The organism is Staphylococcus sp. EG-SA-14 (genome assembly GCF_017151935.1).
Taxonomy (GTDB): Bacteria; Bacillota; Bacilli; order Staphylococcales; family Staphylococcaceae; genus Staphylococcus; species Staphylococcus aureus.
In genome coordinates, this window is the sequence record NZ_JACVZM010000005.1 from 28,366 (window position 1) to 42,390 (window position 14,025).

General features: G+C 32.4%; 15 protein-coding genes. 12 read left to right on the forward strand and 3 right to left on the reverse strand.

The annotated features are described in order from the left end of the window. Nucleotides 1-6: 6 nt before the first annotated feature. The 5 genes from IDG63_RS04925 to IDG63_RS04945 all read left to right on the forward strand — a co-directional run bounded on the left by IDG63_RS04925 (nt 7) and on the right by IDG63_RS04945 (nt 3,064). Nucleotides 7-507 (forward strand): TIGR01741 family protein, encoded by a 501-nt coding sequence (locus tag IDG63_RS04925; RefSeq protein WP_000141941.1) that lies wholly within the window; start codon nt 7-9, stop codon nt 505-507. 10 nt (nt 508-517) lie between these two features. Beyond that, a complete protein-coding gene (locus tag IDG63_RS04930) occupies nt 518-1,018 on the forward strand; it encodes a TIGR01741 family protein (RefSeq protein WP_000142124.1) in 501 nt (166 codons plus the stop codon). A 10-nt stretch (nt 1,019-1,028) separates the two neighbouring features. After that, nucleotides 1,029-1,517: a TIGR01741 family protein gene (locus IDG63_RS04935; RefSeq protein WP_001008489.1), complete on the forward strand. Its 489-nt coding sequence runs from the start codon at nt 1,029-1,031 to the stop codon at nt 1,515-1,517. Between the two features lie 624 nt (nt 1,518-2,141). Next, complete coding sequence (locus IDG63_RS04940; protein ID WP_000822161.1) at nt 2,142-2,516, forward strand: DUF4467 domain-containing protein; 375 nt, start codon at nt 2,142-2,144, stop codon at nt 2,514-2,516. Nucleotides 2,517-2,665: 149 nt separating this feature from the next. Beyond that, entirely contained in the window at nt 2,666-3,064 is a 399-nt protein-coding gene (locus IDG63_RS04945; RefSeq protein WP_000415665.1) for a DUF4064 domain-containing protein, read from the forward strand. Between the two features lie 215 nt (nt 3,065-3,279). On the opposite strand, the gene IDG63_RS04950 is transcribed toward IDG63_RS04945, so the two are convergent. Then, nucleotides 3,280-4,104: a formate/nitrite transporter family protein gene (locus tag IDG63_RS04950; protein WP_000659770.1), complete on the reverse strand. Its 825-nt coding sequence runs from the start codon at nt 4,102-4,104 to the stop codon at nt 3,280-3,282. A gap of 236 nt (nt 4,105-4,340) precedes the next feature. After that, the gene (brnQ2, locus tag IDG63_RS04955; RefSeq protein ID WP_000745086.1) at nt 4,341-5,648 is read right to left on the reverse strand and encodes a branched-chain amino acid transport system II carrier protein BrnQ2; all 1,308 of its coding nucleotides are present in this window, start codon (nt 5,646-5,648) and stop codon (nt 4,341-4,343) included. 583 nt (nt 5,649-6,231) lie between these two features. Here brnQ2 and IDG63_RS04960 point away from each other — a divergent pair. From IDG63_RS04960 to IDG63_RS04970, 3 genes are all read left to right on the forward strand, one after another. Beyond that, nucleotides 6,232-7,122, forward strand: a complete 891-nt coding sequence (locus IDG63_RS04960) for a 5'-nucleotidase, lipoprotein e(P4) family (RefSeq protein ID WP_001033878.1) — start codon at nt 6,232-6,234, stop codon at nt 7,120-7,122. 248 nt (nt 7,123-7,370) lie between these two features. Further along, nucleotides 7,371-8,420 (forward strand): ABC transporter permease, encoded by a 1,050-nt coding sequence (locus IDG63_RS04965; protein WP_000477931.1) that lies wholly within the window; start codon nt 7,371-7,373, stop codon nt 8,418-8,420. A 12-nt stretch (nt 8,421-8,432) separates the two neighbouring features. Next, complete coding sequence (locus IDG63_RS04970; RefSeq protein ID WP_000911017.1) at nt 8,433-9,110, forward strand: ABC transporter ATP-binding protein; 678 nt, start codon at nt 8,433-8,435, stop codon at nt 9,108-9,110. 158 nt (nt 9,111-9,268) lie between these two features. On the opposite strand, the gene IDG63_RS14670 is transcribed toward IDG63_RS04970, so the two are convergent. After that, nucleotides 9,269-9,409, reverse strand: a complete 141-nt coding sequence (locus IDG63_RS14670; protein ID WP_072353785.1) for a hypothetical protein — start codon at nt 9,407-9,409, stop codon at nt 9,269-9,271. Here IDG63_RS14670 and IDG63_RS04975 point away from each other — a divergent pair. From IDG63_RS04975 to IDG63_RS04990, 4 genes are all read left to right on the forward strand, one after another. After that, nucleotides 9,360-10,349 (forward strand): PTS sugar transporter subunit IIC, encoded by a 990-nt coding sequence (locus IDG63_RS04975; protein ID WP_001822575.1) that lies wholly within the window; start codon nt 9,360-9,362, stop codon nt 10,347-10,349. The two genes, IDG63_RS14670 and IDG63_RS04975, sit on opposite strands and share 50 nt — an antisense overlap. 342 nt (nt 10,350-10,691) lie before the next feature. Further along, complete coding sequence (locus tag IDG63_RS04980; RefSeq protein ID WP_001283968.1) at nt 10,692-11,810, forward strand: carbohydrate kinase; 1,119 nt, start codon at nt 10,692-10,694, stop codon at nt 11,808-11,810. Beyond that, complete coding sequence (locus IDG63_RS04985; protein ID WP_000002072.1) at nt 11,785-12,708, forward strand: pseudouridine-5'-phosphate glycosidase; 924 nt, start codon at nt 11,785-11,787, stop codon at nt 12,706-12,708. Before IDG63_RS04980 ends, IDG63_RS04985 begins: the two co-directional genes overlap by 26 nt. A 10-nt stretch (nt 12,709-12,718) precedes the next feature. Further along, nucleotides 12,719-13,939 (forward strand): NupC/NupG family nucleoside CNT transporter, encoded by a 1,221-nt coding sequence (locus IDG63_RS04990; protein ID WP_001022968.1) that lies wholly within the window; start codon nt 12,719-12,721, stop codon nt 13,937-13,939. Nucleotides 13,940-14,025 lie beyond the last annotated feature (86 nt).

Consider the following 14,025-nt stretch of genomic DNA (forward strand, 5'->3'; position numbering starts at 1 on the left):
GATAACATGACTTTCGAAGAGAAAATAAGCAAATTATATAATGAGATTGCGAATGAGATTAGCAGTATGATACCGGTAGAGTGGGAAAAAGTATATACAATGGCTTATATAGATGATGGAGGAGGTGAAGTATTCTTTAATTATACTAAACCAGGTAGTGATGACTTGAATTATTACACCGATATACCTAAGGAGTATAACATTTCTGTGCAAGTATTTGATGATTTATGGATGGATTTATATGATTTATTTGAGGAGTTAAGAGATTTATTTAAAGAAGAAGATTTAGAACCATGGACATCATGTGAATTTGATTTTACAAGTGAAGGTAAATTAAAAGTTTCACTTGATTATATTGATTGGATAAATACAGAGTTTGATCAATTAGGCCGTGAAAATTATTATATGTACAAAAAATTTGGGGTTATACCAGAAATGGAATATGAAATGGAAGAAATTAAAGAAATCGAGCAATATATTAAAGAGCAAGATGAAGCTGAACTATAGGGGCGATAATATGACTTTCGAAGAAAAACTAAGTCAAATGTACAATGAAATTGCAAATAAAATTAGCAGTATGATACCGGTAGAATGGGAAAAGGTATATGCAATGGCTTATGTAAATGAAAGAAGTGGAGAAGTGTTCTACAATTATACTGAACCAAGAAGTGATGAATTATTTTACTATACGAGCGTGTTAAATAAATATAATATATCAAGATCAGAATTTATGGACTCAGTATATGAATTATATAAGCAATTTGATAAACTAAGAGATTTATTTAAAGAAGAAGGACTCGAACCATGGACATCATGTGAATTTGACTTTACAAGAGACGGCAAATTGAATGTTTCATTTGATTATATTGATTGGGCGAATTCAGAGTTTGGACAAATGGGAAGAGAACATTATTACATGTATAAAAAATTTGGAATTTGGCCTGAAAAAGAATATGCCATAAATTGGGTAAAAAAAATAAAAGATTATGTTAAAGAGCAAGATGAAGCTGAACTATAGGGGCGATAACATGAATTTTGAAGAAAAATTAAGTCAAATGTACAACGAGATTGCGAATGAGATTAGTGGGATGATACCAGTAGAATGGGAGCAAGTATTTACAATAGCTTATGTAACTGATCAAGCTGGGGAAGTCATTTTTAATTATACTAAACCAGGTAGTGATGAATTGAATTATTACACATATATCCCTAGAGAGTATAATGTCTCTGAAAAAGTATTTTATGATTTGTGGACGGATTTATATAGATTGTTTAAGAAGTTAAGAAACGCATTTAAAGAAGAAGATTTAGAACCATGGACATCATGTGAATTTGATTTTACAAGAGAGGGTAATTTGAAAGTATCGTTTGATTATATAGATTGGATTAAATTAGGTTTTGGTCCATCAGGAAAGGAAAACTACTATATGTATAAAAAGTTTGGTGTTTTACCAGAAACGGAATATGAAATGGAAGAAATTCGAGAAGTAGAGAAGTATGTTAAAGACCAAGAGTAGCATATATGTTATAGAAGGCTGTGCAAAATCACCCTCGTTTTACATTTGACTCAAAGAAGAAGGTAAACGATAAGATTATTTGCAACTTAAAAAGTTTATTAGCTTCTCGGTATCCATACATCATATGTATAAATGAGTTTAACTAATTAATAAATCACGATATAAATTTAAAATTGCCATTAATTGAAAAGGTTATTGTAGTGTATTTTATAAAGTTGATGCACATCGACTTATTTTTTAAAACTTATATCAAAAAAATATGAGAAAAGTATATACTATTAAAATGTTTTTTACTATAATTATAAATAGTTAAATATTTGGTTATGAAATAAATGTGTGGGAGGCAATTTTTAGAGATACATAGCAATGTAAAGATATCAAATAGTTATTGCATAATTTATTATGATGACATAATTTTCAGTAGATAGTTGTAAATTAACACTGAAATAGATGTTTATATTAAGAAGACTTTAATATCATAATTAATCAAAATCTTGCGTCAAACATTTAAACGAATTTTAAGTTGATAACAATTGGTTAAACATTGTTCAAACATCACAATGATAAAGCATATTATCAGTATTGTAGTGTGTGGAAAATGACAGCCATCTAAGGAGAAAAATGATGAAAAGAATATTGGTAGTATTTTTAATGTTAGCAATTATATTGGCAGGTTGTTCTAATAAAGGTGAAAAGTATCAAAAAGATATTGATAAAGTGTACAAAGAACAGAATCAAATGAATAAAATTGCCTCGAAAGTACAAAACACTATTAAAACAGACATTAAACAAGAAGACAGTAATACACATGTCTATAAAGATGGTAAAGTCATTGTTATTGGTATTCAATTATATAAAGATCGTGAAAAAATGTATTATTTCGCATATGAAATAAAAGATGGTAAGGCAGAGATTAATAGAGAAATAGACCCAATTAAGTATATGAAAGACCATAAAGCAGATTATGAAGATGAAAATGTAGAAGTGGAAAAAGATTAACGTAGGCTTTCTTTAAAACTTTTAACCAGTTTCAAAAAGTAAATGAGCTTTAGCGACAATAATTTTTAAAATAAACACGATATAAATTTAAACATTTATATATAAGAACACAAACGTAAGTTTGTAAATAATAATAAAGGAGTAAGTCAATGGAAAAATCGATCAAAATAATGACAATAATAGGAATTGTTATTCAGGGTTTAGCAACGGTATTTAGTTTACTATTGATGGTTTTAGCAGCATCAGGTGTAATGACTACAGATGTGTCAACAACAGTTAATGGTGAGGTTGACCCAGTTGATGCAGAAACAGCAGCAGCAATTTTCACTGTATTATTCTTATCCCTATTCATATTTGGAATCATTTCAATTATTTTAGGTGCAATCGGTATGTTTAAAGCATCTAAAAACAAAAAAATGAGTGGTATATTGTTGATTATTGGAGCTGTAATAAGTGGTAACATAATTACATTTGCTTTATGGTTAGTCAGTGGTATTAAACTACTTACTAATAACAAGCCTAAAGATGAAATAAGCGACTTATCATAAACATCGTATATTGAAATTTCAAGATTTCTTAAGTAATTAAATAAAGTGCTCTCTTAGAAGTAGATTTTCAGTCAATAACTGCTTTTAAGAGAGCATTTTGTATTTGATAATGCTCATAGCATCGGACAAAAACCATTGACGAACTTAAAAAAAATACGTTAGACAATGCACTTCTAAATATTTAAGGCATCGACTAACGCATTGTTCAAATATAGTTAATTATTTTTATAAAATTGATGATGATCATTCAAGTAAGCATAGAATAAACCTATAATGAGTCCGCCTCCAATATAGTTACCGATAAAAGCCGCAGCGATATTCGAAATAGCTGGTATGAAGTGCAATGTATCAACTTGATAAATTAAACCACCCATAAATAAGCAACTGTTGTAAACGACATGTTCATAACCCATAAAGGCGAATATGGTAACACCGAACATCATGACAAACATTTTTGCAAGTACATCGTCAATTTGCATGGCAATAACTAATGAAATATTGATAAAGAAATTGGCGAATATCGCTTTCATTAATATACTTACAAAACCAGTAGACAACGTTTTATGCTCTATAACTGCTGATAACTGATTTAACATATCTGGCGTCATTACATTTGAAAAACGCATGAAACTAAATAAAATAGCAGCACCTAAAATATTTCCTGCAAAGCATAATAAAAATATTTTCAATACTCTAGTTGGTTTAATTACTTTATAATACAGGCCTACAGTAAAGTACATGAAGTTACTGGTTAGTAGTTCGGAGTTTGTAAATAAAATGAGTACTAACGCAAAGCTGAATGTAATGGCACTGGCCATATTCACAATGCCTGGCGGTAAATCTGGTTCGTGTGTTGCTTTAACTGATAATACGAAGACCGTAATAATCCCGATAATAAATCCTGCCATCATCGCGCGTAATAAATAACGTTTTAAATAAACGCTTTGTAATATATCTTTTGTTCTTATCGTTTCGACTACGTTATTTACCCAGTCGTCCCCATAAAAAATCTTATCCCATTTAATATGTTTCTCCTTCACAATGACATCCTCACTTTTCATTTGTTAATCAGAGTATACTATGAATTGCCTTATTTGTGAATAATTTCACAAAATTAATTTTAAAAACTAATATTTTTGAATAACAGCTAGGATTTTTTAACAAATCATTTATTTTAAAATAATCAATAGACAGACGGTATCACTGAAAAGTCATGAATTTCATATAAAAAAGCCTAGTAACGATGGGTCAATCATTACTAGGCAGTGAGCATTTATTAAGTTGTCGCTTGTTTCGGACGGCGTATAAATACATCGATGATGAAACCGATAATAGCAAAGAGCATGAATGGTACAAGCCAAGCTAAATCGATATCTGCTAAAGGTAACATCATAAACGATTTCAAAATAACACCGTGTAATAAGTTGAAACTATTTAGTATTTGTAAAATTGAAATAATCAATGTAATAACAGTTGCGAGTCGATAGGCCCAACTGAATCTGAATGTGCTAAACATGTTAGCAAATGATATGAGTACAAGTGCAATCGACACGGGATATATTAATGTCAACAATGGTACAGCAATTTTTAAAATCATTTCTAAACCAAGTGTTGTAAATAAGAACCCTATGATAGAGAAAATAAGTGCGAATATTTTATAAGAAAACTTAGGTACGTGTTTCTTAGTAAATGTGGCGCAAGCATTGACGAGTCCTATACATGTTGTTAAACATGCAAGTATCACTGTCATACCAAATACTATGTTGCCAAATGAACCAAATACGCGTAATGAGTTATACGTCAATATATCTGTACCATCTTTAAAGTTTCCTGGAGCCGTTGATGCCCCAACGTATGCAAGTGCAAAGTAAATCATTCCAAGTAATATGGCTGCAATAAGACCTGAAAAGCAGACATATTTTAAAATTTTCATGCGATCTGTGAGGCCTTTAAACTTATAGCCATTGACAATGACTACGGAAAAAGCTAACGCAGCAACAAGATCCATTGTAAAATAGCCTTCCAAACTTCCTGAAATGAAAGGATGTGTTATATATTTATCCTTAGGTGCACTTAGTGCAGATTCAGGGTTGAAAATGACAGCAATACTTAATAGAGCGACCATTAATAGTAATAATGGTGTTAATAATTTACCTAAATTATCAACGATTTTCGATGGATTTAAACTAATCCAGTAAACGATGGCAAAAAAGATTGCTGCGAATATAATTAAAGTCCATTGGTTATGCACAGGTAAAATGTGTCTTGTACCAATTTCGTACGCGACATTTGCAGCACGTGGAATACCGTAAAATGCTCCGATAGACATGTAAATCACGACAGCAAAAATAAACCCGAACCATGGATGTATACGATTGCCTACACTTTCAACACCTTCATCATAAAATGCAACAACAATAACAGTAATAAAGGGGAGTAATATGCCTGTAAGGGCAAAGCCTAGCATACCAATCCACATATTTTGACCCGCTGTATGGCCAAGAATGGGCGGGAATATTAAATTTCCGGCTCCAAAAAATAGTGAAAATAACATGAGGCCCGAAATAATAACTTGTTTTTTCAATGTAATTTCCTTCCTAAAACTAGATATTCATAATAATTTAAAAAATCTGAAAAATAAAAACGTTCTTACTTTATCTTTAAATGACAATACTATGATTCTATTATTTTATAAAAAAGATTGCAATAATAACGTCTTGCTATTATTGGATAATGACAATTAAAGTGTCGTTTTTATGAATTAAAATAGGTGAAAGTAAGTTGGAAATACGTTGGAGCGTTGTGATTTTTATGAGAAATTGTATGAGTGAGGACTGCTATTTATAAAAGGTAAACTATGGATGAGTTTATGGTTGTTCCAATAGGTAAATAAGAGATAGCACACTGTACACATAATGATACGTGGATGAGTGAATATGTCTGATAGGAAGGCCTAGTCACTCAAATGAATTTAAGTTTATTACGTGATAAATCACAAATCTCTCTCATGTGATAGGTCTCCCATTAAATCATGCTTATATGAAATGTTCACATATTTGTTAGCTTTTCAAGAAATAATATTAAATATCTTTTCATAGTATAGCAATATTAAATAAATGCATTTATAATTTTAACTGTATTTTAAATATTAATCATGAGGTGATAAGATGAATAAAATTTCAAAGTATATTGCAATAGCATCATTATCGGTAGCGGTTACAGTTTCAGCACCACAAACGACAAATTCTACAGCGTTTGCCAAAAGTTCTGCTGAAGTTCAACAAACGCAACAAGCTTCTATACCAGCATCACAAAAGGCGAATCTTGGTAATCAAAATAATATGGCAGTGGCTTGGTATCAAAATTCAGCTGAAGCAAAAGCATTATATTTACAAGGTTATAACAGTGCAAAGACACAGTTAGATAAAGAGATTAAAAAGAATAAAGGTAAACATAAGTTAGCTATTGCTTTGGATTTAGATGAAACAGTTTTAGATAATTCTCCATATCAAGGCTATGCATCAATACATAATAAACCTTTCCCAGAAGGTTGGCATGAATGGGTACAAGCTGCTAAAGCTAAACCTGTCTATGGCGCAAAAGAATTCTTGAAATATGCTGACAAAAAAGGTGTCGATATCTACTATATTTCTGATAGAGATAAAGAAAAAGATTTAAAGGCAACACAAAAGAACTTAAAACAACAAGGTATCCCTCAAGCTAAGAAGAGTCATATTTTACTAAAAGGTAAAGATGATAAGAGTAAAGAATCACGCAGACAAATGGTTCAAAAGGATCATAAACTTGTCATGCTATTTGGAGATAATTTATTAGACTTTACAGATCCAAAAGAAGCTACAGCTGAATCTCGTGAAGCATTAATTGAAAAACATAAAGACGATTTCGGTAAGAAATATATCATTTTCCCTAACCCAATGTATGGTAGTTGGGAAGCTACGATTTACAACAATAACTATAAAGCAAGTGACAAAGCAAAAGATAAATTACGTAAAAATGCTATTAAGCAATTCGATCCTAAAACAGGCGAAGTTAAATAATATATGAATTGGACGTCTACATGTACTTAAAGGTATATGTAGGCGTTTTTAAATTGATCCTTAATTTTAAATGTACCGTACAAAAATAATAGACAATTAATTGCATTTTCCATAAATTTGCTTTTAATATAAAAAGTTCGGGTATAATGAAGGATAAGTGTATGTATAACATTACAGAGCGCAACACGACGTACGTGCATCTAAGAATATAAACAATGTTTAAATCATAGTAGTAGGGAGAGAAATGCATGTTTTTAGCTTGGAATGAAATACGGCGCAACAAATTGAAGTTTGGACTAATTATTGGTGTGTTAACGATGATTAGTTACTTGCTATTTTTATTATCTGGATTGGCGAATGGTCTTATCAATATGAATAAAGAAGGCATTGATAAGTGGCAAGCAGATGCCATTGTTCTAAATAAAGATGCCAATCAAACTGTGCAACAATCTGTTTTTAACAAGAAAGATATTGAAAATAAATACAAGAAGCAAGCTACTTTGAAGCAAACAGGGGAAATTGTGTCTAATGGCCATCAAAAAGACAATGTTTTAGTGTTCGGTGTTGAAAAGTCATCATTTTTAGTTCCGAGTTTAATAGAAGGGCATAAAGCGACTAAAGATAATGAAGTGTTAGCTGATGAAACGCTTAAAAATAAAGGATTTAAAATTGGTGACACATTATCACTATCTCAATCAGATGAAAAATTGCATATCGTAGGTTTTACAGAAAGTGCAAAATATAATGCGTCACCAGTCATTTTCACGAATGACGCTACCATTGCCAAGATCAATCCTAGATTGACTGGAGATAAAATTAATGCAGTTGTTGTACGTGATACAAATTGGAAAGACAAAAAATTAAACCAAGAGCTTGAAGCGGTAAGTATTAATGACTTTATTGAAAATTTACCAGGTTATAAACCACAGAACTTAACATTAAACTTTATGATTTCATTCTTATTTGTCATTTCAGCTACAGTTATAGGCATTTTCTTATATGTCATGACATTACAAAAAACAAGTTTATTTGGCATATTAAAGGCTCAAGGATTTACGAATGGCTATTTAGCGAACGTAGTTATTTCGCAGACGCTCATATTAGCATTATTTGGTACGGCATTTGGCTTACTGTTAACAGGCGTTACAGGTGCATTTTTACCTGATGCAGTACCTGTCAAATTCGATGTACTAACATTGCTCGTATTTGCAATTGTGTTAATGATTGTCTCTGTATTAGGAAGTTTATTCTCCATTTTAACAATTAGAAAAATAGATCCGTTAAAGGCGATTGGGTAGGAGGTGTAGCAAATGTTGAAATTTGAAAATGTAACAAAGTCATTTAAAGATGGGAATCGTAACATTGAAGCGGTTAAAGATACAAATTTTGAGATAAATAAAGGTGATATTATAGCATTGGTTGGACCTTCTGGCTCTGGTAAAAGTACATTTCTAACTATGGCAGGTGCTTTACAAACGCCGACATCTGGGCACATTTTAATCAATAACCAAGATATTACGACAATGAAGCAAAAAGCATTGGCAAAAGTTAGAATGTCTGAAATAGGTTTTATTTTACAAGCTACAAACCTTGTACCATTTTTAACGGTAAAGCAACAATTTACATTATTGAAAAAGAAAAATAAGAATGTTATGTCTAATGAAGACTATCAGCAACTTATGTCACAATTAGGTCTAACTTCATTGCTTAATAAGTTACCTTCAGAAATTTCAGGTGGTCAGAAACAACGTGTGGCGATAGCCAAAGCGTTATATACGAATCCGTCGATTATTTTAGCGGATGAACCTACCGCGGCGTTAGATACTGAAAATGCGATTGAAGTCATTAAAATTCTACGTGATCAAGCCAAAAAAAGAAAGAAAGCATGTATTATTGTTACACATGATGAACGACTTAAAGCATATTGTGATCGTTCATATCATATGAAAGATGGCGTCCTTAATCTTGAAAATGAAACAGTAGAATAGTTTTATTAAGCCGGTACATCATGTGCCGGTATTTTTATGTTTATGTATTATTTGAATAAACTTTCACATTCAATTAATAATAATTATTATCGAAAATTAGAAATATTCCGTGAAATATAATATTTTTTGTAGTAAAATGGCCTCTAAGTATTCAATATTTAAATATGGGGATTGAATATAAAATTATCGTAATGGGGGTCAATGGTTATGGATTTAATGATAGGTACTTTATTTTTATTTTTGGTCTTAGTGATTTTTACATTATTTACATATAAAGCACCTAATGGTATGCGTGCCATGGGAGCATTAGCTAATGCAGCAATCGCAACATTTTTAGTGGAAGCATTTAATAAATATGTTGGTGGCGAAGTATTCGGTATTAAATTTTTAGAAGAGCTAGGAGACGCTGCGGGAGGTCTAGGTGGTGTCGCTGCCGCTGGATTAACAGCATTAGCTATCGGTGTATCACCAGTATATGCATTAGTTATAGCAGCCGCGTGCGGTGGTATGGATTTATTACCAGGTTTCTTTGCGGGTTATATGATTGGATATGTGATGAAATATACAGAGAAATATGTGCCGGATGGTGTCGACTTAATTGGATCGATTGTCATCTTAGCGCCATTAGCTCGTCTTATTGCAGTATTATTAACGCCAGTAGTGAATAGTACATTGATTCGAATTGGTGATATTATCCAAAGTAGTACGAATACGAATCCAATTATCATGGGTATCATTTTAGGTGGTATTATCACGGTTGTCGGCACAGCGCCATTGAGTTCAATGGCATTGACAGCATTATTAGGTTTAACGGGTGTACCTATGGCTATTGGTGCCATGGCAGCATTTAGTTCGGCATTTATGAATGGGACGCTATTCCATCGCTTAAAATTAGGTGATCGTAAGTCTACGATTGCAGTAAGTATTGAACCTTTATCACAAGCAGATATTGTATCAGCCAATCCAATTCCAATCTATATTACAAATTTCTTTGGTGGTGCGATTGCTGGTTTAATTATTGCTATGTCAGGTTTAATTAACGATGCGACAGGTACAGCTACACCGATTGCAGGATTTTTAGTAATGTTTGGATTTAATCATCCAATGACTATTGTAATTTATGGTGTAGTAATGGCGATTGTAGGTGCGCTTGCAGGTTATCTTGGTTCAATCGTATTTAAAAAATATCCAATTGTTACTAAGCAAGACATGATTAATCGAGGTGCAGTTGACGCATAGCATCATCATATTGAATAGTAAAAACAAATAAAACATAGTAACGTGATTCAGTCGATGAAAAAATCGATAATGAGTCACGTTTTTTTATAGAAAAATATAAGACATAAAAATGTCATAATTTATTGTCGACAAATATCATACTGTATAAACATTTATCATTTTCTCAAGTACCTTTTACACGATGGAATGAACTTACTTTTTACGAAATTATGCGTATTTTATAAACAAATATCATTGATATAACGGCAAATGTAAGCGTTTACAACAGAAATAACAGCATGCTACGATATTTTTGTAAATTCACTGATTCAAGTATTTTAAGTCAATATGAGGAGGGATGTTATGAGCGATTCTGAGAAAGAAATTTTAAAAAGAATTAAAGATAATCCGTTTATTTCACAACGTGAACTTGCTGAGGCAATTGGATTATCTAGACCCAGCGTAGCAAACATTATTTCAGGATTAATACAAAAGGAATATGTTATGGGAAAGGCATATGTTTTAAATGAAGATTATCCTATTGTTTGTATTGGCGCAGCGAATGTAGATCGTAAGTTTTATGTGCATAAAGATTTAGTTGCAGAAACATCAAATCCTGTAACGTCAACACGCTCTATTGGTGGCGTAGCAAGAAATATTGCTGAGAACTTAGGTAGGCTTGGCGAAACGGTCGCTTTTTTATCTGCTAGTGGACAAGATAGTGAATGGGAAATGATTAAACGATTGTCCACACCATTTATGAATTTGGATCATGTTCAACAATTTGAAAATGCGAGTACAGGTTCATATACAGCTTTAATTAGTAAAGAAGGCGACATGACATATGGCTTAGCAGATATGGAAGTGTTTGACTACATTACGCCTGAATTTTTAATTAAGCGTTCACACTTATTGAAAAAGGCTAAGTGCATTATTGTCGATTTGAATTTAGGCAAAGAGGCATTAAACTTCTTATGTGCCTATACCACGAAACATCAAATCAAATTAGTTATCACCACGGTTTCTTCCCCAAAAATGAAAAATATGCCTGATTCATTACATGCTATTGATTGGATTATCACGAATAAAGATGAAACAGAAACATACTTAAATTTAAAAATAGAATCTACTGATGATTTAAAAATAGCTGCTAAACGCTGGAATGATTTAGGTGTTAAAAATGTTATTGTGACAAATGGCGTGAAAGAACTCATTTATCGAAGTGGTGAGGAAGAAATCATCAAGTCAGTTATGCCATCAAATAGTGTGAAAGATGTTACAGGTGCAGGCGATTCATTCTGTGCTGCAGTAGTATATAGCTGGTTAAATGGGATGTCTACTGAAGATATATTAATTGCTGGTATGGTTAACGCAAAGAAAACGATAGAAACGAAATATACAGTTAGGCAAAACCTAGATCAACAGCAACTTTATCACGATATGGAGGATTATAAAAATGGCAAATTTACAAAAGTATATTGAGTATTCTCGAGAAGTTCAGCAAGCACGGGAGAACAATCAACCGATTGTAGCATTAGAATCAACAATTATTTCGCATGGTATGCCGTACCCACAAAATGTTGAAATGGCAACAACAGTAGAGCAAATTATCAGGAATAATGGTGCCATTCCAGCAACCATAGCCATTATAGATGGCAAAATTAAAATTGGTTTAGAAAGCGAAGATTTAGAAATACTGGCAACTAGTAAAGACGTTGCTAAAGTATCTAGAAGGGATTTAGCAGAAGTTGTTGCGATGAAGTGTGTTGGTGCTACTACTGTAGCGACGACGATGATATGTGCTGCAATGGCTGGTATTCAATTTTTTGTTACAGGAGGTATTGGGGGCGTCCATAAAGGTGCAGAACATACGATGGACATTTCAGCAGACTTAGAAGAACTGTCTAAAACAAATGTCACTGTTATCTGTGCAGGTGCCAAATCAATTTTAGACTTACCTAAGACGATGGAGTATTTAGAAACAAAAGGCGTTCCAGTTATTGGATATCAAACGAATGAATTGCCAGCATTCTTCACTCGCGAAAGCGGTGTTAAGTTAACAAGTTCGGTTGAAACGCCAGAACGACTTGCTGACATTCATTTAACAAAACAGCAGTTAAATCTTGAAGGTGGCATTGTTGTTGCTAATCCAATTCCATATGAGCATGCCTTATCAAAAGCATATATTGAGGCAATCATAAATGAAGTTGTTGTTGAAGCGGAAAATCAAGGTATTAAAGGTAAGGACGCCACACCGTTCTTGTTAGGGAAAATTGTAGAAAAAACGAATGGTAAAAGTTTAGCAGCAAATATAAAACTTGTTGAAAACAATGCGGCGTTGGGTGCTAAAATTGCTGTCGCTGTTAATAAATTATTGTAGGTGATGATACATGAATATTTTATTCGCTATCACAGGGATAGCATTTGCACTATTTGTTGCGTTTTTATTCAGTTTTGATCGTAAAAACATAGACTTCAAAAAGACGTTAATAATGATATTTATTCAAGTGTTGATTGTGTTATTTATGATGAACACAACGATTGGTTTAACAATCTTAACTGCATTAGGCTCATTTTTTGAAGGGTTAATAAATGTTAGTAAAGCAGGTATAAACTTTGTTTTTGGAGATATACAAAATAAAAATGGCTTTACGTTCTTTTTAAATGTGTTACTGCCATTAGTGTTCATTTCTGTATTAATAGGCATTTTTAATTATATTAAGGTATTACCATTTATTATCAAATATGTAGGTATCGCTATTAATAAAATAACGAGAATGGGGCGCTTAGAAAGTTACTTTGCTATTTCAACAGCAATGTTTGGACAACCAGAAGTATATTTAACAATAAAAGATATTATTCCAAGATTATCTAGAGCGAAATTATATACAATTGCGACGTCTGGTATGAGTGCTGTTAGTATGGCAATGTTGGGTTCATATATGCAGATGATTGAGCCCAAGTTCGTAGTTACAGCTGTAATGTTAAATATTTTTAGTGCGCTTATCATCGCCAGTGTAATCAATCCCTATAAATCTGATGATAGTGATGTTGAAATTGATAACTTAACTAAATCAACGGAAACGAAATCAGTGAATGGAAAAACAGGAAAACCTAAGAAAGTTGCCTTTTTCCAAATGATTGGTGATAGTGCGATGGATGGGTTTAAAATCGCTGTTGTAGTAGCCGTGATGTTGTTAGCGTTTATTTCATTAATGGAAGCAATCAATATCATTTTTGGTAGTGTTGGTTTGAATTTTAAACAGTTAATTGGTTATTTGTTTGCACCTATCGCATTCTTAATGGGGATTCCTTGGAGTGAAGCTGTTCCAGCTGGCTCTTTAATGGCTACAAAATTAATTACAAATGAGTTTGTAGCAATGCTAGATTTTAAAAATGTTTTGGGTGACGTATCAGCTAGAACACAAGGTATTATCTCAGTTTACTTAGTGAGTTTTGCTAATTTCGGTACTGTTGGTATCATCGTTGGTTCAATTAAAGGAATTAGTGATAAGCAAGGAGAAAAAGTTGCATCCTTTGCAATGAGGTTGCTACTTGGTTCAACTCTAGCTTCAATCATTTCAGGATCAATTATTGGCTTAGTATTGTAAATTAATCGAAGTACCTAAATTAAATTCATGGCAAAGCTAAACCCCGTCACCAAGTTGGCGCAACAGCGCATCATAACTTAGTGACG

Coding starts and splice junctions, on each gene's coding strand:
- IDG63_RS04935 (WP_001008489.1), top strand. CDS start 1,029: ATGAATTTTGAAGAAAAATTAAGTCAAATGTACAACGAGATTGCGAAT.
- IDG63_RS04925 (WP_000141941.1), top strand. CDS start 7: ATGACTTTCGAAGAGAAAATAAGCAAATTATATAATGAGATTGCGAAT.
- IDG63_RS14670 (WP_072353785.1), bottom strand. CDS start 9,409: ATGGCACGCATACCATTAGGTGCTTTATATGTAAATAATGTAAAAATC.
- IDG63_RS04990 (WP_001022968.1), top strand. CDS start 12,719: ATGAATATTTTATTCGCTATCACAGGGATAGCATTTGCACTATTTGTT.
- IDG63_RS04980 (WP_001283968.1), top strand. CDS start 10,692: ATGAGCGATTCTGAGAAAGAAATTTTAAAAAGAATTAAAGATAATCCG.
- IDG63_RS04960 (WP_001033878.1), top strand. CDS start 6,232: ATGAATAAAATTTCAAAGTATATTGCAATAGCATCATTATCGGTAGCG.
- IDG63_RS04970 (WP_000911017.1), top strand. CDS start 8,433: ATGTTGAAATTTGAAAATGTAACAAAGTCATTTAAAGATGGGAATCGT.
- IDG63_RS04930 (WP_000142124.1), top strand. CDS start 518: ATGACTTTCGAAGAAAAACTAAGTCAAATGTACAATGAAATTGCAAAT.
- IDG63_RS04965 (WP_000477931.1), top strand. CDS start 7,371: ATGTTTTTAGCTTGGAATGAAATACGGCGCAACAAATTGAAGTTTGGA.
- IDG63_RS04940 (WP_000822161.1), top strand. CDS start 2,142: ATGAAAAGAATATTGGTAGTATTTTTAATGTTAGCAATTATATTGGCA.
- IDG63_RS04945 (WP_000415665.1), top strand. CDS start 2,666: ATGGAAAAATCGATCAAAATAATGACAATAATAGGAATTGTTATTCAG.
- IDG63_RS04985 (WP_000002072.1), top strand. CDS start 11,785: ATGGCAAATTTACAAAAGTATATTGAGTATTCTCGAGAAGTTCAGCAA.